Origin of the sequence: uncultured Alteromonas sp., from assembly GCF_963976965.1 — a bacterium.
Lineage (GTDB): Bacteria > Pseudomonadota > Gammaproteobacteria > Enterobacterales > Alteromonadaceae > Alteromonas > Alteromonas naphthalenivorans.
The window spans coordinates 1-26,010 of sequence record NZ_CAXBMP010000020.1; the positions used below are offsets into that span (position 1 = coordinate 1).

The window sequence follows — 26,010 nt, forward strand, 5'->3', positions numbered from 1 at the left end:
AACTGCGGGTTTTAGTGGCATGATTAATTAGTGAGCACTCATGCGGTTGCCCTGCTGGCTACAGTCGGATAAGTTTTATTATCTTCCACTGTACAATTTAAGTTCATTAGTTGAAATTAACTCCCGGTCAGGTAAATCTTGTTCTATATCCGTCAAGAAGTAGTCTGTATTCTTAATAGGTACAGCTGTACATGTTTTATTAGCTGAATATAGTAAAGAATCATTACAAAATAGACTACTTTGATGTAAATGATAAAGCTTGATGTTTTCAATTTTATAAATTAAAAACCTTGCTAAGTTTTTCTCTTTCCACTCACTCTCAAGGTCAATAGTCAAAGCGAAATCGGGAGCATGTGAAAGTTCGATTAATCTGTCTATGACATGCTGTCTATCATCTACTTGTGAAGAAAATTTAATAAAGCCGTTGACCGTTAAAGCTATAAAAATAGTAAGCACACTTAGAAAGTAGAAACTAAACTTTTTTCTGACCAAAGAGTTTGCAAAAATTATCATGGATATATAGAAAAGATAATTATAGTAAGGATAAATGTTGAAAGCGCCAGGAGCTTTATATAAGAAAACGCTATACAGCATCATTGGTATTGTAGCGATGTATAACGAGCTATAAAAGTCAGGTTTTCTACGATAGATAAAAACTATAGACATGAGTACAAAAAGTGTAATTTCAGCTATATTATTTAAGATAAGCTCCAATGAAGAATAATCTGCCCTTTTGGCTACGTAGTCAGGGTTCACGTCTCCCCCAAGAAGAATAAATGCGATAAACCATAGGAAGCAAGAAAATATATATAGCGTTTCTAAGCTATGAATACTCTTAAATAGCGTTAACTTCCAGTCCGGCTTATCTGAATAAACTTTGATAGCTTTAAACAAGAGGCTGGATGCTGCAAAGCTCGCGATAAATAGTACGGTTGTTTCTTTAAAAAATATTGTTAGGTAAACTGCCGATACGCTTAAGAAAATAAAAAGAGTTTCTTTATAACGGTTTTCAGATTTAACTGCTTTTCTCAACCAATAAAAAGAAAGTAAAAATAGCAACAGTATATTTCTTTCTGAATAAATAGGGGAGGAGTAAATATTGACAATTGGTGGGCAAAGTAAAAATAAGCAAAGTAAGAATACCCTTTGCTTTACTGTTAAAAAATTAAAAGCCACGAAAGCTAATACAGTTACAACTAACAAATGAGCAACTAAATAAATTTTTAACGCGTTGAAATTTCCAAAAATCTTAAGAATTACAGCGTTGTCTACGTGCGAAAGAGGGAAAAACCTGCCCTCCCATATCTGTAAGCTGATATTATTTTTTATTAAAAAGTTTAGCTGAACCGACATCGAGTCATAGTCGATAAAAAAACCTTTTAAGTTAGAAAGGACTAAAGAAATACTTAATAGAAAAGTAAGCGTTAAAAATAACAGGTACTTATAGTCACTTTTGGTTTTTATATTATAAGTATCTACTAATTTCGTCGATGCGTAGCAACCGCTAATAGAGCTTCTAATTTTTGAGTTAGAAGAGGCTATCGCAATCAACACTAAAGAAAAAAGCATTATTATCGCTAAATAAAGAGCCAATTTTATATCCTTATATACTAGTACAGCTAATGTGTTTTCTATTTTTTGATTAACTCAGAGATGATGCGGTCAAATAATTTAATAGATTTATGTGCGCCGATTATTTTACCCTTGAGTCAGTTTTTTTGGAAACTTGAAGATTCTAAATCGATACTTTTAATAAATTATTCGCACAGCTTACTCTGCTTGCAAGTTTGTCTCAACGACATTAAATCCAACTTGCCGTTTTTACTGCTAAATAGTATTACAAGCGATTTAACAAACACTATATAAAGCAAGCTTGCTGCCAACTTTAAATTTGAGTATGAATTCAGCCGTAATCCCCATGAAACAAAGAATCTTTTATTAACTCGAGTAGTGCTTGAAGCCAGAGAGCTGCGTTAAATGCACCTTATTGGTGATAAGTTGAGTTTTAAATTCTATATCGCTAATGTTTTTAGTGCGAATTTTGCTCGATTGACTCTTTAATAGAAGTTTACAGCATTATGCCCTATAACTGGAATATTCAATAAGTGATGAAGTATAACGTCTAAAGCTAGAAACGTTCTATAGAAGCCAAACATCATTATCCCCATACCATCATTAGTAAAACTTTTAAAGTTTTTTAGAACACCCTCTACATTATTAAATCACCAAAAACATCGTCACTTTTAGTTTCGCTGTACGTGAAAATTTTGATATCTTTTTGATAAATCTGACTCAAGAAATCTAGATTACGTTGATTTATTTCTTCACGTTTGGTTCGTTCCCCTATTGTCTTATTTTTATGCTCTACTTGGGTTGAGTCTATATTTAAAAAGTCTGCAAGATCAGCATTGTAGTTCGTGAATGATAATAAGCGGTCAACCATACACAGGTTATCTTCCGATAATATATACTCCGATTGTGGTTGAAAATGAAAATACTTAAGTAGGTTGTCAAGCACAATTTCTTCGCGCATTGACTCGATAAAATCGTTGACGTTATGACAAGATCTTACGTAACGTCTGGCCACTTCTGCGTCGATCAGGTTTCTTCCACCACTTGTTAAGTAATCGAAAGCCGAAAGAAATCGGTCGATAGGGTCCCTGATTATACAGAATTTCTTCCATTCTTTGAAACCACTAGGGTCCAGCTCGCTCCATTCCTTCGATGTACGATGACCTACTCGTTTATCGTCATATAATATTGACTCTACTGATGTCCCCCCATTTTTAGGGATATGTACAAAACAATACCCTGTTTTTGTAAACATATCCGTGATGCTATTGTGAAACTTGGGTTTTGACATCTTATTAAGTTTATCAAAATCAACAAATCGCAACTTGGCATTCTTAATAGCTTTTTTTATTTTTTTTCTCAAAACCATAATTCCTTCATTATTTTCTCCAAGTTTGCGGTAAACCACAGTTAAATAGTAATACAAATATCAAACTAATATCTACTTAAGTCTAATAGTGAAACAGCATTATTCTTTTATAGGTTTAGCTAAATGGACTATTTTCCCAGACAAAAAGTCCGTTAACATACCCCGCTAAAGCCGGAAATAACGAAAAAGACGTCCACTCCTGCGAAACCTCAGGTAAACAATCATGGTTGAAATGAAATAAAGCGACACAAGTCACAGGAGTTGCTCGTAGCGCATAAATACCTTCCCTTTATTTCATATTTTTTTACTTCTTATAGTTTGAGTAGTTTGAGTAGTTTTAGAAGGTTGAGCACAGCGTATCTATATATTCTCGCTATCGACTTGTAGAAATCACCGATAGTCGAGAGAGTATGGCTCAAGAATTGGCCTTTTAATTCGAGTAAGTTAATACTTTCTTGTACATGATGCGATTGCTATAACACTAAAGAACACCCAAGTACTTGGCGAATCCACCCTTACCGCACTAACACTAGCCAGCGTAAATTCTAGCGTTGAATCAATATTACGTTCAAAACCGCCAACATCAGGATAAAAGCTCTCGTATACGTCAAACGTTCCTGAACCTTGTTGGTTGTCATCAGTAAAATCTGTATCTTCCCAGAAAAACGATTGCGAGAAGTCGGGCTGTTTGTCGAACAGTTCAGTTTCTTCGCTGAATACCAGAAAGTCATTAATTAAATCGAAAAAATAAATGCTTAAATCGTAGGTTAAGTTTGTTTCACCCTGGGGTGTTGTTTCTGTAAACCTAGCAAAATCGCTAAAATATTCGCCGTCACCAATGGGGCCGCCGTCATAATACGGCCCGTTATACATTTCAATGTGCTCTTCAGGAAAGAAGTCATCTTCAAAGGCGTTGTAAATACCTTGATTGGCAAGGCTGTATGTTTCACTCCCCAGGTTTAATTGGGAAGTTAGTACGGGTAAGCCAGTTTCCACTTGCCCCCACCAGTACCAGCCAGTTTCCAGTCTGCCTCGTACTTCGTTAGAAAGATCTAATGTGAACGAACCGCTTACAGGCTGGCCAAGTAAAGTAGCTTCGTCGAAAAACGTGGCTTCATAATTTTCAACACTAGAAACAAAGCCTGTGAAATTGAATTGCATGAACGCAGAATGCGCGTTGTAGGAAATAAATAATAAGAGTACAGCTAATATCTTGGTGTGCATAAAAGCTCCTTTTTACGCAAAATGAAAGAAGATTTTGTAACTGCTTAGGTACGTCTATATTGATAGCATGAACTGTATATAAAGTGCACAGTTGATTTGTTTTATTGTCTATTAAAATTTTGGGTAACTACCCAGATAAGTATTTTTTAGCTGCTGGGCAAGGGATAAAACGGCATTGGCATCTCTTTAAATACATGTGTTGTCGTATTTTGACATAACGGTCTGAATGTAAAGCCTTAATAAAGTAGATAGTTAGCTTTGAAAACGGAAGGCTATAATTTACATTATTGAAAATTACCAGAATGTTACTAACCAATGCAGCGATTAAGATGTCAAGTATATTTACATATCTTTTCAATTTGAATTCTATTTTTTCATAAGCTATTGAAAATTAAGTGTGTTTGGTTTTTGGTTCGAAGCTTGCAAGATTTTTGACAAGTTGCAGTAAGAACGTGTTGGCTCTAGCTGATAATTCCTGTTGCAAATTTTAAATTAAATCAAATAAGTTAAGGACGACTAATGGCTAGCTTTAAAATTTTTACCGGAAGAAAATTGATTTTTTGCAGTGTACTCTGGGCTGCAACTAATTATGTTTACGGTGTGCCGATTGACCAGTTTATGTTAATCAATCCTATACAGATATGTGATGATAATGGTGCGAACTGTGCAAGTTCACCTTTGTCTATCCAAAAAACACAAGAAATTTATGAGCAAGCTGGTGTAGCGTCAATATTTTTACCAACGCAGTCAATCAATGATTCTAGCCTCCTTACTGTAAATGGCATAACTGACGTAAATTTATTGGGGAATGGCCAGTCGAGTAATGCGAACACATTAAATGTCTGGTTTGTCGACTCACTCAATTCCGCTCCTAATACTACTTTGTTTGGACAAGCTTATATTAATGGGAATGGAGCTGTCATCAATTCAGATGCTGTTACGGCCACAGGTAGGTCGGATACTGTAGCACACGAGATTGGCCATAATTTAGGGCTTGGTCATTCCAATTTTGGTGCCGGTGATGCTGATAATGTACTTACAACTGGCTCTAACCGTGATGCTCCGGCAGATCAACTAACGCAGGCCCAAATTGACCAAATTCGAGCTAGCAGGTTTACAAATGATGCACCAGAAGTAACGGTAGATTTAAGAGGTTCTACACCCTTCAATACTGATGATTTTTTCGACATTAGTTTTGATACAGGTCCAGCTGGAATTAGCTTAACTAAATTCACAATTGATTTAGCTCCCGCTAATGCTTTTTTTGACACAACGAATGATGCGCCTGGAAACTCTGGTAGCGGGTTAAGAACAAGTGGTTTTACGGGCGTCTCTTTGGCTGATATGGTATTTAACGGCATGACCAATGGCAGTCAGTCTATGTCAATAGATATTGCGCCGGGTAAATTTACGGTTGGCGATTCGTTTGCGTTCGGTTCCGATATAGATCTTTTCAGCGCAATCGATCGATATGGTGCAACCCCTTCAGAATTAGTTGGTATTAAATTTGGCTTTGAATTCGATATCGGCCTTTCGTTGGAAACGGTTCTAGACAGCGATCTCGTCACCGGTTCTCTTGACCCTTCACAATTAAACTCATTTTTTGGTAGCCCTATATCATTTGGCCCTCAAGTTTCTGCTGGACAACTTCCGCCTGGGAGTACAAATTTAGTAGCTGGAACACCAGTACTAACAAGCGTTCCTACCCCTGGAACTCTAACACTCTTTGTTTTCGGAATAATGCTCGCTTTTTCTCGAAAGTCTAAAGTTTAGCTTGCTCAGTATGATATATATGTTTCGTGCCATATTAGTTAATGTTCTTTTTGTATTCTTTTTAACAGGCATTAATAATATGGCGTATTCCTCTGATAGCATTCTGCTTCCAGATAAGCAGCGGTGTGTTTGGTCTAAGGATAGAAACTTTAAGGTGTTAGTGCAGCGTCCGGAAAAAATTGCGCCAGATATCTTTCCCATTGCAACGTTATTTAGGTATGTCGAAGGTAAAAAGGAAATTGTTTGGTCCTTAGATCTGCCAATTCATGTCGGTCCGAGATACATTTTGGTTGCTGATGACGGTGTCGTCCTTTTTGTGGATGAATGGATTCGAAAGCGTCAGACTGACTATGCACTAATGATTATTGATCAATTAGGGAAAGTAAAGTCGACTACACTGGGTGCAGTTTTCGACATGGCTGGCGCGGCGAGAGATGAAGCACTTAAATCCTCGCGTTTCGGAGGGTGGATATCTACCGAACCTAAATTTATCACGGCAAATGAGGTTCTTTTAGGCATTGGTGGCAAAGACTTGCTCATAGATTTACACGGAGATATTTCAAGTGATTAATAATTTTATGGGATTGATTATTAAGTTTTTTGTATTGTCAATTTTCTATCTTGGTTTAATTTTCAATGTTAATGCCGCAAATGAAGATGGTAGCTTTGCAATTAAGGGAATTGGTTCAAGTACTTGTTCTAGATATCTGGACTTAATGCAAGCTGGTGAATCTGAAGCCGTGTTTCAGTTTGGTGGGTGGATGAATGGGTATATTTCAGCCTCAAATGAATTCCAGCAAGATACTTTTGACTTAGTCAGTTTCGAAGAACCCGATACGTTGCTTGTGTACGTAACAAAATATTGTAGAGCCTATCCGAGTCATCGTTTTCTGTTTGCTGTGAAGGCAATATTAAAGTCTTTTAGTGATAATCGAGTTAAACAAAATTCAAAAATGATAACGTTTCCCGGGCAATCTAAGTTAAAGCTTTATGAGGAAACAATCGATTGGATTGCGGGTGAATTAAAGAGCAAGGGTTTTATTGAGGATCCTTTACCAAGTCTAGAAGACATAAAAAAAGCGTTGGTTAAATTTCAAATTGAACAAGGAATTGATGGAAAGGGTGAGCCAACACAACAAACCCTGATTGCCTTACTTAGACGCCACAAATAATCTAACTGTGTTGAATATCGAAGCTAAAGTGTGAATCAATGAAACTAACCTTTTTATTTGGTGTTGATTTTTCCGTGAAGAAGAGTATCAAAGAACCATCTTCACTATTCTCCGTTTAAAACACGTAGCTAGTTTTATTTAACCAATCTAAAAACTACCTAAAGTCTTGTTTGCCACCAAAGTAACCCCGCATTCAACAACTTTTATTCTAGCTTGGTACAAAAATCTGCCAATATCAGCCATATAGGGTAGCGGTTATGTCTATCAGTCGTGTAAACTGTCGCCTTTATTCAGGCAAGCCGCAATTTAACGCACTATATTTAGCCTTTACGGATTTAATCTTTTACAAGATTTAGCCTAACTACAGGGCAATGCATAGCGCATCGTGGTTATCCAGTCATCATGTCAATTGAGGAAAACATGGAGCTTGACGCTATTATCAATCAGGCAAAAGAACTGATTGACGCTGCACAAGATGCAGCCACACTAGACCAAGTTAGGGTCGAATTCATGGGTAAGAAAGGTAAACTTACCGACTTACTTAAAGGGCTTGGGAAGCTTTCTAACGAAGAGCGCCCAGCGGCTGGTCAAAAAATTAACGTGGCCAAACAGCAAATTCAACAAGCTATTTCTGCAAAAGGCGAAGCCCTGCGCAGTGAAGAGCTAAACAAGAAGCTTGCTGAAGAAGCCATTGATGTAACGTTACCTGGCCGTACTGAAGCGCCGGGCAACCTGCATCCGGTTAGCCGTACCATTGCGCGTATTGAATCGTTCTTTGGCGAGTTGGGTTTTGCGGTTAAAACCGGCCCTGAAATTGAAGATGGTTTTCATAACTTCGATGCCTTGAACATTCCGGCTAATCACCCAGCGCGTGCCGATCACGACACCTTCTATTTTAATCCAGACATGATGCTGCGTACCCAAACATCGGGTGTTCAAATTCGTACTATGGAAGCTGAACAGCCGCCGCTACGTATTATTTCACCTGGGCGCGTTTATCGTAACGATTACGATCAAACCCACACGCCTATGTTCCATCAGGTTGAAGGCTTGATGGTAGACAAAAACGTTAGCTTTACCGACCTTAAAGGTATATTGCACGACTTCTTGCATCACTTCTTTGAAGAGTCGCTTGAAGTGCGTTTTCGTCCGTCTTACTTCCCGTTTACTGAGCCTTCAGCAGAAGTAGATGTAATGGGTAAAAACGGTCAGTGGTTAGAAGTATTAGGTTGCGGAATGGTGCACCCAAATGTACTTAAGGCCGTAAACATCGACCCTGAAGAATACACTGGCTTTGCCTTTGGTATGGGCGTAGAGCGTTTAACCATGTTGCGCTATGGCGTGAATGATTTGCGTTCGTTTTTTGAAAACGATCTTCGTTTCCTTAAACAGTTCAACTAAGGCAGAGAGTAAGCATGAAATTCAGTGAAAAGTGGTTAAGAGAATGGGTTAACCCTGCTTTGTCGGCTAACGAACTGTCTGAACAGTTAAGCATGGCTGGCCTTGAAGTTGATGGTGTTGAACCTGTTGCAGGCGAATTTAGCGGCGTATTAGTAGGTGAGGTGGTTGAATGTGGCCAGCACCCGAATGCCGATAAATTACGTGTTACTAAAGTAAACGTAGGTGACGGTGAGCTTCGCGACATTGTTTGCGGTGCCCCGAATTGCCGTGAAGGCATTAAAGTAGCCGTTGCTGTTGTAGGCGCGGTACTGCCTGGTAACTTTAAAATTAAAAAAGCAAAACTACGCGGCGAACCTTCTATGGGTATGTTGTGTAGTTTTTCTGAGCTAGGCATTAGCGACGATCACGATGGCATTATTGAATTGCCAGCCGATGCCCCAGTAGGCACGAACATTCGTGAATACCTAGACCTAGACGATACCTCTATTGAAGTAGATTTAACCCCTAACCGAGCAGACTGCTTGGGTATTCGTGGTATTGCCCGCGAAGTAGGCGTGTTGAATAACTTAGATGTATGCGAGCCGGCTATTAGCCCTGTGGCAGCCACTATTGACGATAGCATTGCTATTAGCTTAAGCGCGCCCGAAGCGTGCCCACGTTATGTAGGTCGTGTGCTGCGTAACGTTAATGTAGCAGCCGCTACGCCGCTATGGTTAAGCGAAAAGCTTCGCCGCTGTGGTATTCGTAGCATCGACCCTATTGTAGATGTCACCAACTTTATTTTGTTAGAGCTTGGCCAACCTATGCACGCGTTCAACCTTGCTGCTATTGAAGGTAGCGTAAACGTGCGTATGGCGAATAAGGGTGAAACCCTTACGTTGCTAGATGAAACCGAAGCTAAGCTTAACGACGATACTTTGGTTATTGCCGACGACAACAAAGCCCTTGCTATGGCGGGTATTTTTGGTGGTTTACATTCAGGTGTAAACACAGAAACTAAAGATATTTTGCTAGAAAGTGCGTTCTTCAGCCGCGATGCCATTATGGGCCGTGCACGTCAGTATGGTTTACATACCGATGCGTCGCACCGCTACGAGCGTGGCGTAGACTCACAGCTTCAACGTAACGCTATGGAGCGTGCTACAGCCCTTATTCTAGAAATTTGTGGTGGTGAAGCAGGGCCGGTTGTTGAAGCCTGTGAAGAAGACAAATTGCCTAAGCAGGCCAGTGTTTTATTACGACGTGATCGTTTAGCCCGCGTGTTGGGTATAACCATTGATGATGCTCAAGTGCTTGAAATGCTTGAACGTCTTGGTTTAGACGTTGTCCAAACCAATGAAGGTTGGGAAGCGAAGGCGCCAAGCTATCGTTTCGACATTGCTATTGAAGAAGACTTAATAGAAGAAGTAGCGCGTGTGTATGGCTATAACAACATTCCACATGTTGCGCCAACCGCTGCATTGTCTATGTTGCCTTCTCAAGAAGCGGTGTTGCCGATTAACACCATGAAGTCGTTATTATTGAGCCGTGGCTATAATGAAGCGATTACATATTCGTTTGTCGACCCTAAAATTCAAAGTGCACTATTTCCTGATGCGAAAAGCATGGTATTGCCGCATCCTATTTCGTCAGACATGTCTGTGATGCGTGTTAGCTTGTGGCCTGGGTTACTAGGTGCAACGGCTTACAACCAAAAGCGTCAGCAGGGCAGAGTACGTTTGTTTGAAACTGGATTACGCTTTATTCCTCAACAAGATACGCCTAATGGTGTATTGCAACAGCAGGTTATTGGTGGTGTAGTAGCAGGGCGTCGTAACGAAGAGCACTGGGACTTAGGCGACAACCCAGTAGATTTCTTTGATGCAAAAGCAGATGTAGAGGCATTACTGGCCTTAACGGGTAAAACCGGTGAGTTTAGTTTTGTAAGTGCCAAGCATAGTGCGTTGCATCCGGGTATGACTGCAAAAATTTTGCTTAATGATGAAGAAGTTGGCTATATTGGTGCTATACATCCACAGTTTACAAAATTGTTGGGTGTTAATGGTCGGGTATTTGTGTTCGAGCTTGAAGTGGAAGCTGTTGTCGCACGTAAATTACCGTCTGCCGCGCCTGTATCGCGCTTCCCATCGAACCGCCGTGATATCGCTATTACGGTGAAAGATGAAGTGAGTGTAGGAAATATTCTTTCTTACATAGAAGAAATTGGCGTAAATCAACTAGTTGGCTTAAACTTGTTTGACGTGTACAAAGGCAAGGGAATTGAACCTGGTTACAAGAGCCTTGCTTTGTCACTTCACTTACAAGATCCGGAAAAAACCTTGGAAGAAGCTGAAATTCAGCAGGCTGTAGATACTGTGGTTAAAGGTCTGGAATCTGAGTTTGAGGCCGCGTTAAGAGAGTAAACTATGGCATTGACCAAAGCCGAGATGGCTGAACACCTATTCGAAAAGTTAGGCATTAACAAGCGTGATGCTAAAGATCTGGTAGAGCTTTTTTTCGAAGAGATAAAAGGCGCTTTAGAAGCTGGTGAGCAAGTAAAACTGTCAGGTTTTGGCAACTTCGACTTGCGTGATAAAAACGAACGTCCGGGCCGGAACCCTAAAACCGGTGAAGACATTCCTATTAAAGCGCGCCGAGTGGTAACGTTCCGCCCGGGTCAGAAATTGAAGAGTCGCGTAGAAAACTCTTCGCCTATCGACCAGTAATCTACCGGTCGTTACAATACTGATAAAAGAGCGGGGTAACTCGCTCTTTTTTGTATTGCCTATTAAAAACCAGTAACCTTGTTGCTGCGTTTCATTTCATTTTGTCTGGAGGAAAGTGTGGCTAAAGCGCTTCTGATTATTGTTGCTGTTATCACGTGTATCGTTTTTGCCATTGCGGGTTGGTTTGTTTATTTGGCGGAAGATACTAATCAGCGCGATCAAGCGTCGGCGCAAGTTCCGGTTATTACCCTAATGGAAATTCTGCACGCCAGTGATTTGCAAGTTGGGGTAAAAGAAGCGGTTAAAAACGGCGATAAAGACGCCATTAATCAGTGGATGGAACAAGCGCAAGTAGTGGCTGAAGCCGGCCATTTAGCGCAAACTCACATTGAATATTTAGATTCGCAGCAAGCCTATGATTATGTAGTGTTTAACGCTAAGCGTCAGTTGTTTAACGAAGCATTTGAAGCGCGTTATTATGCGCTGGAAGATATGGGTAATTTAAAAGACGAATACCCAGAGGCGTACGACTTGTTCGAACGTACCGAAGCGTTGCTTGAAAAACGCGATGCGATTATTGTTCAAATGGCACAAGCTTTGTCGGGCACTAACCCGCCAAGTGACGCAGCGTTGAACGAAGCTAAACAGCGCTGGCTGGCACGTGCCGAAGGTGATTCGCTGTCGCTGACCATAGATGAGCCCCAATCAAATAAAAAGTAAAGCCAAAGAAATTGAACCCAAAGCAAGTAGACCTAAAAAATAAACGATAAGCGTAATGTCATTAACACCCGCATAACGGGCAAAAATACGTAGGCTAAAATACCAAGCGAAGCGCAGGGAGCCTACGTGTTTTTGTCCCTAGCGAGCGCAGTGAGTGTTAATGCGTTTGTTATGCGCAATTTGCTACAATTGTAGCGCATTGCTACAATGTGATGGTGAACTATTAGGAGACATGTTATGGCAACAGCGAGCGTAAGACTAGACCAGAATTTAGTTGAGAAAGCGACCATTATGGGAAAAGCATTAAACCGAACTATGCCAAAACAGATTGAGCATTGGGCAAAGATAGGCGAAATGATGGAAGATAATCCTGATTTACCATACGAATTCGTAAAACAGGCAATTATTTCCAAAGCGGAAAAAGAGGCAGGAAAGTTGGAGCCTTACGATTTTGGCTAAGATTACCAGTGTTTTACAGACAGCTAATTTCAAGAGAGCAGTAAAGAAGTTACATCAGAACCAGAAAAAAGACTTGGATAAAGCTGTAAAGGAACTGATGGACGATCCTCTACTAGGAGAGCAAAAAAAAGGCGACCTAGCCTTTCTTCGCGTGTACAAGTTCAAGATGGTTAAACAGTTAACCTTACTTGGTTACAGCTACGAGGATGGCACTGTAATACTTGAATTGATAGCACTTGGCTCTCATGAAAAACTTTTACCGCGATGTTAAAAAATTATTCTGACCAATTGCGTATAACAATAAGCTTATTGTTTTACTTTGCTAGTCGGCGGCAATCTGGGCAGTCTTAGCTTGCGTTAAGTTAATGATGCATTGCGGGGGTATTTCTAGTTCTAAACCCCGCTTACCTGCACTTACGTAAATCATTTCGTGTGTTAGAGCGCTTTTATGCAACACGGTTGCTAGGCGTTTTTTCTGCCCTAATGGGCTTACTCCACCTAACAAATAGCCAGTACTGGCAACCACGGTGTCGCTAGGTGCCATGGTGATTTTTTTAACCCCAAGTACCTTTGCCAGCTTTTTTTCGCTTAGTGTGGTGTTTACGGGCACCAGGGCTACAGCTAATTTATTAGTTTCATCGCACACCACCAAGGTTTTGAATACTGCACCTGGGTTAAGACTTAGCTTATCGGCGGCTTCTAATCCATAAGAGGGCGCCTTACTGTCGTGGTCGTACTTTAAAATAGTATGCGCAATACGCTTTTTTTTTAACAGAGTAATAGCAGGAGTCATCGCGTTATCCTTTTTCCTTCTTCCTTTGGCCTTTATCCTTCGTCCTTTGGGTACCATTGTCGTAAGTGAATAAGTTCACTTGGCAGTAACGGGGTAGCGGCTTGTGTGGCGTAGTCGCTAAAGCCCGCTTTAAAAAAGGGTGATAGCGGGTGGCCTGATTGAGCCCCAGGCAGCGTTAGAATGGCGTCATCTAAATGCCCTGGGCTAACAAAAAAGCGTTCTGATGCGCCGAACGTCGATGATTGAACGGCTGGCATATAAGTATCTCCAAAGCCTTCAACAGTATCCATATTCAGCTTATGCCCTACAAAAGGAATTTGCGCCGCAAACGGATGCTTTACCGTAAGTGCATTTACACTGCCCCAGCGTAAGTCTTCCATATTGGCTTCAATAGGGGAGTGCTCATCTAATAGCGTGTGTTTGGCGCGGCGATAGGCATCAACCAGTAGATCATCGAAAGATTCAGTACCTTCGGGTAGCCAGCTATCGGGCTGAGTGTGAATGAGTTGCCATACCGCAGGCTCGATGCCGCGAAGTAACGAACGGCTTTGTACGCCTTGGTCATCAATGCTAGACAGTATTTTACCAAACAGTTGGCTTACCACCTCTTTACGAAAATGCTTTACTAAAGTGTAACCTACAGAGTCTTCACACGCGCATTCACCCCATTTACGTAAATAGGCAAGGTCGGCTTTAAATTCAATATTATCGTTTAATAACAAGCCCGATAACAGCTGCTGCCACGGAAGCAAAAACTGCGCGTGATTGTCTAATTGAATGGCGTAAAAGTCGTTTTCGTTAAAGGTGTCTTTTTCAAATAAGCGATCTCTTATTTGCTGGCCTCTGGCACCAAGGGCATAACCACCATCGCCCAGTCTTGGTACATCATTGGCGGAAATTACCCGCGCATTGGCGGTCCATATTCTATTGCTGCTGGGGTTTTTTACTACCGGAAGGTTAGTCGTGCGTGGGGGGGCTATAGGCGCAACGGTACTTTCGTCAACGGCAGTAAACGAAGCTTGCTCTCTGTTCATTACTGCGCCGCCGGGTAACCATGCTGCGCTGCCAGCATCATCGACTATCACCATGTTTTGGGTAGGAATGGCAATCTCTTTGCCTACGGCAATAGCATCGTCTACGGTATTCGCGGTGCCCATATCAACAATGGTAAGGTTTACTGCAAAAGGATGATGTGCCACCCAGTTTAATGCGTAACGCTTACCATTAACGAGTTTTACAGGGCCGTACTCGCTAAGCGCTAGAGTATAGGTCTGCGATACCTCTTTGCTTACTATGACTTCATCTACCATATGGGTAGGCGTGTCGTCGGCAAGGGCTATCCAATCAAGGTTATCTAGGTTGGCATTCGTGAAGCCCCACGCTACCTTGTTGTTCGTACCAACTATTACGCCAGGTAATCCAGGCAGTGACACCCCTGTTACCGACACGTTAGCCACTGATGAGTTTATGCCTGATACAGCAAGGCTATCATACCCTTCGCTTACGGGGGCTCGGGGCGTGTCTTTATAATTCAGCTGTGTGCGATACCAAATAATAGGTACACGCAAACCTAGGTGCATGTCGTTAGCCAGTAAACCGCTTCCTGTTGCCGTAAGGTTTCCGGTAACCGCCCAGTTATTGCTGCCTATATCGGGCAGCTCTTCAGCGTTGTATGACTGTAGTGCAGTTTCAGCGGTAATTGGGGGGACCGAATCATCAATGCCGTCACTAGGTTTTGGGGCCTGCTCAGAAGGGCTAGACTCAGAAGGGTTAGAGTCAGAAGGGTTAGAGTCAGACGGGATAGAATCAGAAGAAGCTGGCTCTGGTAATACAGGCTCTGGTAATACAGGCTCTGGTAATAAAGGATAAGGCGGTACGTCGGCGTGATAAAGCGCCAGCTCGCTGCCATCCAAAGCGGCTTGATAGCGGCTGGGCTGGGTAATGAAGTTATATAACGGCGTGCCGTAGGTTTCTTTTAGTGCGGTGCGCGCCAAATCAATTTCAATTTGCCCGCCTTGTAAATCTAAATACATGCTGTAGGCCACCAAAATACTGTCGGTGGGTTGCCAAGGTGATAGCGTTAACCCGGCTGCAATGTATTCGAAGGGGGGCACGGTATATTCGTCTAGCGCAGCATTTACGCCATGCGAGTAACTTACCAGCAACTGCTTTTGCGTTAATGGTAGGCTGTCGAAAACTTTTACAGCGCGTTTGGAAAACTGGTGAAAGCGGGCGTTTTTATCTATCTCTAGCGCCACATCGCCTACCCATTCTGATAAGCGGCCCGATGCACTTCTTCGTTGTAAGTCCATCTGAAAGAAGCGGTCTTGGCCGTGGGCAAAGCCTAGGGCATATGCGGCATCGAATTTGTCTTGTGCATTTATTACCGCATGGCCCATATTGTCGCGGGCGAGTGTAGCGGGCGCGGTAATACGAGACGTGGCATGATTGCCGTCTAATGTGGGTAAACTTAGGTGCAACGCCATATACACGCCACCTAGTGCTAAAACGACTAAGGCAATTGCACCTAAAACCAACCACTTAATCCAATTTAACACGTGTATTACTCCATTTTTTTCTCTATCCTAACCACACTATCTACAAATTTGAAGTGATGTTTTATGACACGTTTGCGAGAAACACTATGGGCCCGTTAATGCTTGATTGTCAGGCAGAGCGTTTATTGCCTGAAGAGAGAGAAAAATTAGCACATCCTGTGGTGGGCGGCGTCATACTATTTAGCCGTAATTATTACGATTGCGAGCAACTTACTCAGTTAGTAAAAGAAATTCGAGAAAGTGCCAAAAAGCCTTTATTAATAGCGGTCGATCACGAAGGGGGCAGGGTTCAACGCTTTCGTGAAGGTTTTACCAAGTTACCTGCTATGGGTAAGTTATCGGGGTTGGTACAGGCGAAAGCTGCAGGAAAAGAAATTCACTGGGCTGATTTACCGGAAATAGAGCCAGAAGTAGAAGAGACAATAGTCAACGACGCCACGCTAGAACTAGCTAAAGCCTGCGGCACAATTATGGCCCATGAGCTAAAACAGATAGACATCGATTTTAGTTTTGCCCCTGTGCTTGATATCAACGGGGTATCGAAAGTGATTGGCGACAGAGCCTTTGCTGAAACCGCAGAAAAGGTGATCCCCTTAGCCACAGCACTTATAGAAGGTTTACAGGTTGCCAATATGCCAGCCATTGGAAAGCACTTTCCTGGGCATGGCAGTGTGGCCCCGGATTCTCATGTGGCATTACCTGTAGACGAAAGACCGCTTGAAGAAATTAAACAAACTGATATGGTTGTTTTTGAAAGATTAATTTCTAAACAGTTGCTAGATGGCGTAATGCCAGCGCACGTTATTTATTCTCAAGTTGATAGCAAGCCAGCCGGTTTTTCCGAGCACTGGTTACAAAAAATATTAAAGCAAGACTTGGGTTTTAACGGTGCAGTGTTCTCTGATGACCTGTCTATGCACGGTGCCAGTGTTGCCGGCAATTATGTCGATCGTGCTATGGCTGCATTATCGGCAGGTTGCCATATGGTATTGGCATGTAATAACCCGAAAGGGGCAGAATCTATTTTAGATGCGCTGCCTCATTCAACAGATTCTTTCGAGGCTTTAACCTCACTTTACGGGCGCAAACCAGCTGTGCATGCCAGTGCAGCTTATAAAAACGCATTAAAGGTGTTGTCGCGCTATGGAACCGGTTAAACCGAAACTAATAATAATATCCTTGGTTAGCGCAGTTGCTCTGTATGGAGTGCTGTTGTTTTCAGGCTTGTCACATATTATGGCCATTAGTGCGGCCATTACTGTGCTGGTGGCCATGTTGTGGGTAACCGAAGCGCTGCATATAGCGCTGCCCGCACTCATCCCTTTCTTCGCCTTTCCTATGGCGGGGGTTATTAGCTATCAAGAAGCCGCATCGGCATTAGGTAACCACGTTATCTTGTTGCTGATGGGGGCGTTTATGTTGTCTAAGTCGCTAGAAAAATCTGGCGTACATAAACGTTTAGCGGTGTACCTTATTCAGCTAACCGGTGCAAACAGTGCCCGCAGGCTGGTATTTGGCTTTATGTTTACCTCTGCCATATTAAGCATGTGGATTTCAAACACCGCTACCACACTTATGCTGCTTCCTATTGCCCTTGCCATTATTCATGCATCTAATTCGCCTAAGCTGGGTGTCGCCGTGTTACTGGGTATTGCCTACGCTGCTAGTGTGGGCGGTGTAGGTACGCCTATTGGTACGCCACCCAATATTATTTTTATGAGTGTGTATCAGCAAACTACGGGCAAAGAAATTAGTTTTATTGACTGGATGAAAACCGGAGTACCTATTGTATTGGTAGCATTGCCCTTAATGGCATTGTGGTTAACTCGGCATTTAAAGGGAATGAAAACCGGTGGGCTTCCCGATGTTGGCCCTTGGCGAAGCGCAGAAGCACGGGTGCTGTTAGTCTTTACTTTAGTGGCGATGGCGTGGGTATTTAGGCCTTATTGGACAGCGTGGTTCGGTATGGACTTCGTGGGCGACAGCACCATAGCCTTAGCGGGTGTGGTACTAATGTGTGTTATTCCCAATGGCGAGCGTGAAGTTACTTCTTCTGGCAGCAAACAAGGTTACTTACTTGACTGGAATACCGCGCAGCAAATTCCATGGGGAATGCTGTTGGTGTTTGCTGGGGGCATTTGTTTGGCCCAAGCGTTTACTGCGTCGGGCTTAAGTGAATTGTTAGGGCAGGGCTTAACGGGCTTAGCCGTGTTACCGTTGTTTTTGTTGGTGTTAGTGCTGTGCTTGGCGGTAAGCTTTGTAACAGAAATTACATCGAATACGGCTACTGCTACCTTATTAATGCCCATTTTAGCCAGCGCGGCGGTGGCTATAGATGTAGACCCGCTTATTCTCATGATGCCCGCAGCCATTAGTGCCAGCTGCGCATTTATGATGCCGGTGGCAACACCCGTAAACGCCATTGTGTATAGCAGTGGTGAACTTACGGTGAAAACCATGGTGCGCGAGGGCGTAGTACTAAATATTATTGTGGCGTTTGTGGTAACCGCTGGTGTGCTGTTAACGCGAACTTAGTTTGCAGCGCTTAAATCGCAATTCAGCCGCAACTAAACGGCGACTTCATCGAACCCTGCTTCGGCATTTAAAAAGCGGGCAAAGGTAAATAAGTAATCAGACAGCCTATTTAAGTACGCAGGCACTACGGCGGGTACATCGTAGTGCTTGGTTAGCACTATAACGGCTCGTTCTGCACGTCGGCATACGGCACGGCATACATGGCTTTGGGCAGCCGCTTTACTGCCACCAGGCAGTACAAACGTGGTTTGCGGGCCCAAAGTGGCTGTCATTTTATCAATATCGCTTTCCAGCTTAACCACATCATCTTGCGTAAGGGTAGAGCTGGCAGAAATAGCAAAGCCAGCCTGAAACAAGTTTCGCTGAATGGTGTAAATGTCTTCTTTCAAATGTACGGCTACCATTGAAGCCAATAGGCCCAAGTGGCTGTTAAGTTCATCGATATCACCGTAGCTTTGTACTACCGCATCATCTTTTTCTACTCTTACTGGCTTATCGGCATATATTTGCGTACTGCCTTTGTCGCCCGAGCGGGTATAAATTTTCATGCTGGTATTAATCCTTGTTCTTACTCTTCAGGTGCGCTTGGGCGTTTGTAACGACGAATTTGTACCACCATGCCAAACAAGGGGTGATCAAAGTAATGAAGCTGGTTGCTGATTACCCGGCGCTGTTCGCTAAAGGGCAACGACACTAATTGATATTCTGGCGTAGCGTTGGCGGAAACATTGCTGCTTTCGCTACTAATAGAGCTTGATGAGCTGGCTGCTGCTTGCCCTTCAACAGGAATAGGCTGGCGATAGAAAAGCTCACTATCGATATGCAAATAAGGCACACGGTTTATGTATTTCAAAAATACTTTCATGTTGCCGTCTACTTTCCAAATAGGCGCACGAAATGCTGCACTTATATTACTTTCGTCAGCGTCGTCGATAACATCGGCGTTATCTAACGCTAGTAAATCTTTAAATAAGATGGGCGCAGGGCTAGCAAGCCGGGCATCTAAATCGTAAAAGAAGTCGCTTGTTATGGTTTCGGTGCTGGTGGCATTCAGTCCAAGTGGCTGGCTATTACCTTGGTAATCATTTAAACCGTTAGTGGCACTAATGCCGCTAACGCCACTGGTGCCACTGGTGTTAGCGTCTAGACTTTGGATTTTATCTTCTAAATTTTGATAGCTGTTTTCATCAAAGCCGTTTGAACCAGGGCTATTTGAACCAGAACTGCCAGAGATTGACGCAGTGCTGCCAAAGCGAAGTGGTGGCTGCGGCGGGCGCTGAACACCGTCTTGGTCAAACTCATCTGAAAAGTTGTTGCCAGCAAAAAGGCGAACGTTGAAAGCTTCGTCTTTACCGAATTTTACAGGTTGTCGCCACGTTACATGTAACAAGCGAGTGAGATCGCGATTCTGCCTAATTTGACGCGACAACGACGTCATTTCTTGTGCGTTCTTCGTTAATAAATGGGCGTGGCTAGCCAATGGCCAATCGCTACCTTCTGGGGTAATGGGCAATTCTTTAGGAGCCGGTAGGCGGTTATCAGGGCGATGAATATGCCACTTACTGTCGTAATAGCTTAACCAAGGCTTTTGTACTACGCAATACGGCTGGTTAGGTACCGTAACGGTTTCTGTTTCATCTAAACCTAGAAACTCTATCCAATAACCGGCTATTTCTTCTGCCGATAAGCCGTTATCTGATAAATCGTCATTTGATAACGTGTCGGTTAAAGCCTGGGTGCCCATTAATGATTGGGAGCCCAGCTCATTGGCAAAGTTGGTTTGAGTAGACTGAAGTTGATATGAATTGGTTTCTTCAGATATTACTTTTGATGTCTGATTTGTTGCTTGCGCATCCGTCTCACTTGACGCACTGGCAAAATAATCGAATTCTGGCCACTCAAGCGCATTGTTTTCACCACAAACCGCAATGCCTTGTTTTAGCATGCTAATGTCGGGGGTAATAACCGCGCCTATTACATCGGCATCGGTAGCCGGAACGGCTAATGAATCAGCTAAATCGAACTGTTCTTCAAGGGCAGACATTGCCACCTTTCTTTCAAAAACAATAACTTCAACATCGAACCACCAGTCGTCATTTGCCAACAACGGGGTAGAAGCCAATACAGCAAGTAGTGGGCTCCAACGAAAAAACCTCATGTTATCGCGACTCCTTTGCAAGGTCGGCAATGATATCGCTAATAAACGCAATACGCGCTTTTGCAGTATCAGTCTGTTTTACTAATCGTAGTTTCTGGCTGCCTTCAAATTTGAAGGTGTTTGGCTTGGTTTGTACCAGCTTAATAATATAGCCAGGGTCAACCTTGGTGGTATCTTTAAATTCTATGGTACCGCCTTGTGATGACAAGTCTACTTTAAGCACGCCTATGGCTTCTGCTTTTATTTTTATTTCCGCTACTTCTACTAAGTTTTTCGCCGGTTCTGGTAATAAACCAAAGCGGTCGATACATTCTACTTGGAATTCGTCTATGTCGTCTTGGTTTTTACAGCTGGCTAAACGCTTGTATAGCGAAAGCCTGGTGTTTACATCGGCAATATAGTCATCTGGCAGTAGGGCAGGAATGCGAAGCTCTACTTCGGTGTGGCCTGCCATGGCATCGTCTAGCGAAGGCTCTTTACCTTCTTTCAGTGATGTTACCGCTCTATCTAGCATGTCCATGTAAAGGCTAAAGCCAATGCTGGCAATTTGGCCAGATTGGTCGTCGCCCAACAATTCACCTGCACCACGAATTTCAAGGTCGTGGGTGGCTAGCGCAAAGCCAGCACCTAAATCTTCCAATTTCGATATGGCGTCTAATCGCTTCGCCGCATCTTTGGTCATGCGTTTAGGGTGCGGAGTAAGCAAGTACGCGTAAGCTTGGTGGTGCGAGCGACCCACACGGCCACGCAATTGGTGCAATTGGGCAAGGCCTAAATGATCGGCTCTGTCCATAATAATGGTATTGGCGCTTGGCACATCAATGCCGGTTTCAATAATGGTGGTACATACCAACACGTTGTAGCGCTGGTGGTAGAAGTCGCTCATCACACCTTCTAGTTCACGCTCGCGCATTTGGCCGTGGCCCATGGCAATTCGCGCTTCAGGTACAATTTCGGCAATTTCTTCAGCGGTTCTGGCAATGGTATCTACTTCGTTATGAAGGAAGTACACTTGACCACCACGTAGAATTTCCCGCATTATCGCTTCGCGAATAGTGGCCTTATTACGCTGCTGCACAAAGGTTTTAATTGATAAACGCCTTGCTGGTGCGGTTGCAATTATCGATAAATCACGCATGCCCGACATGGCCATATTCAAGGTACGAGGAATTGGCGTTGCAGTAAGGGTAAGAATATCGACGTCGGCACGCAGCGATTTTAGCTTCTCTTTTTGGCGAACCCCGAAACGGTGCTCTTCATCGATGATCAGCAAGCCTAAATCTTTGAATTTAATGTCGTTCGACAATAGCTTGTGCGTACCTACTACAATGTCTACCTTGCCTTCGCTAAGGCGCTGCATGGTTTCTTTCTGGCCCTTGGCGCTAATAAATCGGCTCATCACTTCAATTTCAAACGGCCATGCGGCAAAGCGATCTTTAAAGTTTTCGTGATGCTGTTGGGCAAGTAGGGTGGTGGGCACCAAAATAGCGACTTGTTTGCCTTGGTTTGCAGCTAAAAACGCCGCGCGCATGGCCACTTCGGTTTTACCGAAGCCTACGTCACCGCACACCAGTCTGTCCATGGCGTGAGGGCTGCCCATGTCGTGAATAACGGCAGCGATGGCTTGGGCTTGGTCTGGCGTTTCTTCAAACGGGAAGCTGTCGGCAAATTTTTGATATTCATCCCACTCAATATTGTACGCAAAGCCAGGTTTAGCGGCACGACGTGCGTATACATCAAGCAGTTCTGCGGCAACGTCGCGTACTTTTTCAGCGGCTTTTTGTTTTGCTTTGCTCCATGCATCTGAACCTAACGAGTTAAGCGGTGCATGATCGGCATCGCCGCCGGTATAACGAGAAATAAAGTGTAACGACGCTACAGGTACATACAGCTTGGCCTGTTTAGCGTATTCAATGCATAAGTATTCGGTGGTAACGCCGCCAGCGTCTAGAGTTTGCATGCCAATATAACGGCCTACACCATGATCTAAATGTACCACGGGTTGGCCGGTGGTAAGCTCGGCCAAGTTACGAATAATGGCACTTTCGTCAGTGGCTGAGCGTTTGTCTCGGCGTCTACGTTGGCTAACTTTGTGACCTAATAGCTCGGTTTCGGTGATAAATAGCAGTTCGCCACTGTCACTTCGCCAGTTAAAGCTATTTTCAACCATGCCCACGGTAATACCGATATTGTCGCTGCCACTAACAAACGTATTGAACGATTCCGCCGCTTTAGGCTTAATGCCCGCCTTTTGTAAAACGGTAAGTAGCCCTTCACGGCGGCCTTGGGTTTCAGCGCAAAACAGTACCTTGGCACCGCGCTTTTTGGCATTGTTCACCGTGGCAATCAATTGTTCTGCCGGTACTTTCTTTTGGGTGTTAATAGCAATGTCGTCAAGCTTGTCGCAGCCTAAATTCACGCTACCGGGTTTCTCTTCAATCACGTCTTTGGTTAGGGTTACCCGCGGCCACTGTTTAATTTCACCAAATAAGGTATTGATTGGTAAGAATAAATCTTCAGGGGGCAACAATGGCCTTGCTGGGTTGTATCTGTGCTGTTCATAACGCTCTTGAATGTCTGCCCAGAAAAACTCGCTGGCATCTTGTACATCGCCGTGTAACAACAACACACTTTTAGGGTGTAGGTAATCGAAGAGCGTAGCGGTTTTATCAAAAAACAACGGCAAGTAATATTCAACACCACTAGGCATGGTGCCTTTAGTAACCTGAGAAAACACCGATTCTGAGGCGTTGTTGGCATCGAACTTTTCTAAAAAACGCTGACGGAAACGGGTGATAGATTCTTTATCGGTAGGAAATTCCCGTGCTGGTAGCAGCTTTATTTTTTCAACCGCATCGCCAGAGCGCTGGGTTTCGGTATCGAAAAAGCGTATAGAGTCTACTTCGTCATCAAACAAATCAATACGAAACGGCTTGTCGCTGCCCATGGGGAATAAATCGATAATACTACCGCGCACCGAAAATTCACTGTGGCTCATCACCTGGCTAACGTGCAAATAGCCCGCTTGTTCTAGGTTGCGTCTGAATTGGTCTCTATCAAGGGTGTCTCCCTTGTTCAGCATCAATAAATATTTAGCGAGGTAGTCGGTAGGTGCCAAACGTTGCATTAACGTGTTCACCGGCACAATGAAAATGCCATTTACCTGCTGGGTGAAGCGGTATAAGGTTTCTAAACGTTGCGAGACAATATCTTGATGCGGCGAAAACGAATCGTAGGGCAGGGTTTCCCAATCGGGGAACACCGTAATAGGTACGTTGCTTTCACCGCTTTTATCACCAGAGGCGCCGCCAGGCATAAAGAACGCCAGCTCTTTTTCTAGTTTTAGCGCCGAAGGTGTGTCGGCTGTTACTAGCACAATAGGGCCGTTGTATTGGGCTTGTGCTTGAGTGATGCACAGTGCGGCGCTGCTGCCTTGTAACTGACCCCATTGCTTGTGGTCTTGCACAGAGGCGGATTTTTTCTGGGTCGGCAAAGGCAAAGATAAAAGAGTTGCTGTCATGTCGTCCTATAAACTACTTATTCGGTTTAAGTGTGTTGCTGGGCTTTTGTATACTGGCTTTGGTTTTCCGGCTTTTATTTTCTGACTTTTATTATAGCGTCAGGCTCCGGAAGCCTTGTCTTGCGCGCGTTTTTTAAGTTGCTGCGTTTGTAAATGCAAGCTGGCTCGAACAAGTAATTCTTGGTCTTGCTCTCGGATGCTATTGAAAACAAAAGCTATATGGTAGCTATCCTCAACGTTCTCGCAAGTAATAACTTCCCCGTAGCAAAATATAGCGGCCGCTTCAGTATCAAGAAATAATTTGAGTTCAGCTTGGCTGCCAATTTCCATGGCAGTTGAGCTTTTAATAATAACGCCACCGCCACCGAGCTTTATTGTGCTAAAACGATGATCTGGTTCATCTTGCTGGTGCAAAATAAATGACATCATTAAATCTATCTTGCGAGCTTGGTGATTTAAATATTCAGCTAAGGATTCAGCATGGTCGCTTAAATGACGTAACGGGCGAAGTGCTTGAGCTTCAATGCTGGCCATTTCGCTAGCTACGCGAAATGCGTAGGGCATGGCTTGCTCTAAACTCGCTTCAGACGGCGCAGTTTCACCTTCAGCAAGTGGTTTCACGTTAATGTTAACGTTGTGCTGAATAGAGAAATACTCATCGAACTGGGCTTTTTTTTCTTCTAGGCTTAGGTTTTCCATCATATCTCCCGCCACTTATCTTGTACGGCCAGTAGCTTACACGTAGTATACGCACTTTACTATTTTGAGATTGCCCCGTCATCACACCTTTGGACTAAGCGCGCATTATGTATTTTCCTCTTCCCGCTTTTATTGCTTATCGGTATGCGAAATCTGGCCCGGCGCAGTCGTCTAGCCAAAATAGCTTTGTTTCCTTTATCAATCGCTTTTCGGTAGCCGGTATTGCACTTGGCCTAACGGCGCTTATTATTGTGCTTTCGGTAATGAACGGCTTTGAAGCCCAGTTAAAGCAGCGTATTTTGGGCATAGTGCCGCATATTGAAATTAATGCCCCTGTTGATGAAAGCTTTGTAATGGGCTTGCCCAATGTGGTGGCAAGCATGCCATTTCGAGAAGCCGAAGCGGTAGTGCAATCTCGTTCCGATTTACGTGGTGTACAGTTACATGGTGTGCAAGCAGGCAGCATGGTGCAGCACACCATGGTTGCTCACGAAATGCAGCAGGGCGATTTTGCAAGCCTAACGGCAGGTAGCTATAACGCCATTATTGGCCGAGCCCTTTCTATTCAATTAAATGTGCGGGCTGGCGACAAACTTCGGGTGATGGTGGCTGGCGCTAGTGTTTACACACCATTCGGTAGAATGCCAAGCCAACGGTTGGTCACTATTTCGGGTGTATTCGATATGGGCTCGCAAATGGATGACAAAGTTATTTATATGCAGCTTGATGATGTGAACCGATTATTGCGCGATGTTTCAGGCAAGAACACAGCTACTCGATTATTTTTAGATGATGCCTTTTTGTATCTAGACCCACTAAAGCCTATTGTTGAGGCTGATTTACCTGTTCGTACATGGCGCGAGCGCCAAGGCCCTTTGTTCGATGCTGTAAAAATGGAAAAGAACATGATGTTCTTAATGCTGCTATTAATTATAGCCGTGGCAGCGTTTAATTTGGTTTCATCGTTAGTGATGGTGGTGTCTGAAAAACAAGGCGACATTGCAGTACTGCAAACCCAAGGTATGCTGCCTGGCACCATTATGACGGTATTTGTTTTAAACGGGCTGTTTAATGGCGTGAAAGGCGCGGGTATTGGATTGGTGGCTGGTGTGGTGATTACTTTACTACTAAACCCCGTCATGAGTTTACTGAATGTGCCTATTGCGTTGTCGTCAGATGGGCAGGGGTTACCAATTGATATGCACTGGCTGCAAATAGTTTTTGTGACCCTATTTTCATTGTTGCTTTGTATTGTAGCGAGTATTTACCCTGCTAGGCGTGCCATGAAAACCCAACCTTCGCAAGCACTTCAAAACGAATAAGTTAGTGAAATTGCCGTGCAAATTGCGGCA

21 protein-coding genes are annotated in these 26,010 nt (G+C 43.5%); 12 read left to right on the forward strand and 9 right to left on the reverse strand.

Features of this window, described 5'->3' with window-relative positions; genetic code table 11:
* Positions 1-78: 78 nt before the first annotated feature.
* From AAC006_RS14655 to AAC006_RS14665, 3 genes are all read right to left on the reverse strand, one after another.
* Positions 79-1,593, reverse strand: coding sequence for a hypothetical protein (locus tag AAC006_RS14655; protein WP_339891768.1), 1,515 nt, complete (start codon positions 1,591-1,593; stop codon positions 79-81).
* Between the two features lie 616 nt (positions 1,594-2,209).
* A complete protein-coding gene (locus AAC006_RS14660; RefSeq protein ID WP_339891769.1) occupies positions 2,210-2,935 on the reverse strand; it encodes a sulfotransferase family 2 domain-containing protein in 726 nt (241 codons plus the stop codon).
* 450 nt (positions 2,936-3,385) lie between these two features.
* The gene (locus AAC006_RS14665; protein ID WP_339891771.1) at positions 3,386-4,165 is read right to left on the reverse strand and encodes a hypothetical protein; all 780 of its coding nucleotides are present in this window, start codon (positions 4,163-4,165) and stop codon (positions 3,386-3,388) included.
* Positions 4,166-4,684: 519 nt separating this feature from the next.
* Here AAC006_RS14665 and AAC006_RS14670 point away from each other — a divergent pair.
* From AAC006_RS14670 to AAC006_RS14710, 9 genes are all read left to right on the forward strand, one after another.
* The gene (locus AAC006_RS14670) at positions 4,685-5,938 is read left to right on the forward strand and encodes a zinc-dependent metalloprotease family protein (protein WP_208804993.1); all 1,254 of its coding nucleotides are present in this window, start codon (positions 4,685-4,687) and stop codon (positions 5,936-5,938) included.
* Between the two features lie 19 nt (positions 5,939-5,957).
* Positions 5,958-6,509, forward strand: a complete 552-nt coding sequence (locus AAC006_RS14675; protein WP_208804994.1) for a hypothetical protein — start codon at positions 5,958-5,960, stop codon at positions 6,507-6,509.
* Complete coding sequence (locus AAC006_RS14680) at positions 6,502-7,110, forward strand: hypothetical protein (RefSeq protein WP_013784553.1); 609 nt, start codon at positions 6,502-6,504, stop codon at positions 7,108-7,110. The genes AAC006_RS14675 and AAC006_RS14680 overlap by 8 nt, the downstream gene beginning before the upstream one ends.
* A 420-nt stretch (positions 7,111-7,530) precedes the next feature.
* Positions 7,531-8,511, forward strand: coding sequence for a phenylalanine--tRNA ligase subunit alpha (gene pheS, locus AAC006_RS14685; protein WP_013784552.1), 981 nt, complete (start codon positions 7,531-7,533; stop codon positions 8,509-8,511).
* A 14-nt stretch (positions 8,512-8,525) separates the two neighbouring features.
* The gene (gene pheT / locus AAC006_RS14690; RefSeq protein WP_339891773.1) at positions 8,526-10,913 is read left to right on the forward strand and encodes a phenylalanine--tRNA ligase subunit beta; all 2,388 of its coding nucleotides are present in this window, start codon (positions 8,526-8,528) and stop codon (positions 10,911-10,913) included.
* 3 nt (positions 10,914-10,916) lie between these two features.
* Positions 10,917-11,216, forward strand: coding sequence for an integration host factor subunit alpha (gene ihfA, locus AAC006_RS14695; RefSeq protein WP_013784550.1), 300 nt, complete (start codon positions 10,917-10,919; stop codon positions 11,214-11,216).
* Between the two features lie 117 nt (positions 11,217-11,333).
* Entirely contained in the window at positions 11,334-11,936 is a 603-nt protein-coding gene (locus AAC006_RS14700) for a hypothetical protein (RefSeq protein ID WP_339350157.1), read from the forward strand.
* A 237-nt stretch (positions 11,937-12,173) separates the two neighbouring features.
* On the forward strand, positions 12,174-12,395 hold the full coding sequence (locus AAC006_RS14705; protein WP_013784548.1) for a hypothetical protein: 222 nt from the start codon (positions 12,174-12,176) through the stop codon (positions 12,393-12,395).
* Complete coding sequence (locus AAC006_RS14710; RefSeq protein ID WP_339891775.1) at positions 12,388-12,666, forward strand: type II toxin-antitoxin system RelE/ParE family toxin; 279 nt, start codon at positions 12,388-12,390, stop codon at positions 12,664-12,666. The genes AAC006_RS14705 and AAC006_RS14710 overlap by 8 nt, the downstream gene beginning before the upstream one ends.
* A 51-nt stretch (positions 12,667-12,717) precedes the next feature.
* Here the strand turns inward: AAC006_RS14710 and ybaK are convergent, their stop codons facing one another.
* Both ybaK and AAC006_RS14720 read right to left on the reverse strand, forming a co-directional pair.
* Complete coding sequence (gene ybaK / locus AAC006_RS14715) at positions 12,718-13,188, reverse strand: Cys-tRNA(Pro) deacylase (RefSeq protein WP_339891777.1); 471 nt, start codon at positions 13,186-13,188, stop codon at positions 12,718-12,720.
* A gap of 32 nt (positions 13,189-13,220) precedes the next feature.
* Positions 13,221-15,746, reverse strand: coding sequence for a penicillin acylase family protein (locus AAC006_RS14720; protein ID WP_339891779.1), 2,526 nt, complete (start codon positions 15,744-15,746; stop codon positions 13,221-13,223).
* Positions 15,747-15,844: 98 nt separating this feature from the next.
* Between AAC006_RS14720 and nagZ the strand changes: the two genes are divergently transcribed.
* A complete protein-coding gene (gene nagZ, locus AAC006_RS14725) occupies positions 15,845-16,903 on the forward strand; it encodes a beta-N-acetylhexosaminidase (protein ID WP_339891809.1) in 1,059 nt (352 codons plus the stop codon).
* Entirely contained in the window at positions 16,890-18,281 is a 1,392-nt protein-coding gene (locus AAC006_RS14730) for an SLC13 family permease (RefSeq protein ID WP_339891780.1), read from the forward strand. The genes nagZ and AAC006_RS14730 overlap by 14 nt, the downstream gene beginning before the upstream one ends.
* A 32-nt stretch (positions 18,282-18,313) precedes the next feature.
* Here the strand turns inward: AAC006_RS14730 and AAC006_RS14735 are convergent, their stop codons facing one another.
* The 4 genes from AAC006_RS14735 to AAC006_RS14750 all read right to left on the reverse strand — a co-directional run bounded on the left by AAC006_RS14735 (position 18,314) and on the right by AAC006_RS14750 (position 24,658).
* Positions 18,314-18,829 (reverse strand): cob(I)yrinic acid a,c-diamide adenosyltransferase, encoded by a 516-nt coding sequence (locus AAC006_RS14735; RefSeq protein WP_013784542.1) that lies wholly within the window; start codon positions 18,827-18,829, stop codon positions 18,314-18,316.
* Positions 18,830-18,849: 20 nt separating this feature from the next.
* Positions 18,850-20,439: a CsiV family protein gene (locus AAC006_RS14740; RefSeq protein ID WP_339891781.1), complete on the reverse strand. Its 1,590-nt coding sequence runs from the start codon at positions 20,437-20,439 to the stop codon at positions 18,850-18,852.
* A 1-nt stretch (position 20,440) separates the two neighbouring features.
* On the reverse strand, positions 20,441-23,959 hold the full coding sequence (gene mfd, locus AAC006_RS14745) for a transcription-repair coupling factor (protein WP_339891782.1): 3,519 nt from the start codon (positions 23,957-23,959) through the stop codon (positions 20,441-20,443).
* Positions 23,960-24,058: 99 nt separating this feature from the next.
* Entirely contained in the window at positions 24,059-24,658 is a 600-nt protein-coding gene (locus AAC006_RS14750; RefSeq protein WP_288389389.1) for a PilZ domain-containing protein, read from the reverse strand.
* A gap of 107 nt (positions 24,659-24,765) precedes the next feature.
* Between AAC006_RS14750 and AAC006_RS14755 the strand changes: the two genes are divergently transcribed.
* On the forward strand, positions 24,766-25,980 hold the full coding sequence (locus AAC006_RS14755; protein ID WP_339891785.1) for a lipoprotein-releasing ABC transporter permease subunit: 1,215 nt from the start codon (positions 24,766-24,768) through the stop codon (positions 25,978-25,980).
* Positions 25,981-26,010: the final 30 nt, after the last annotated feature.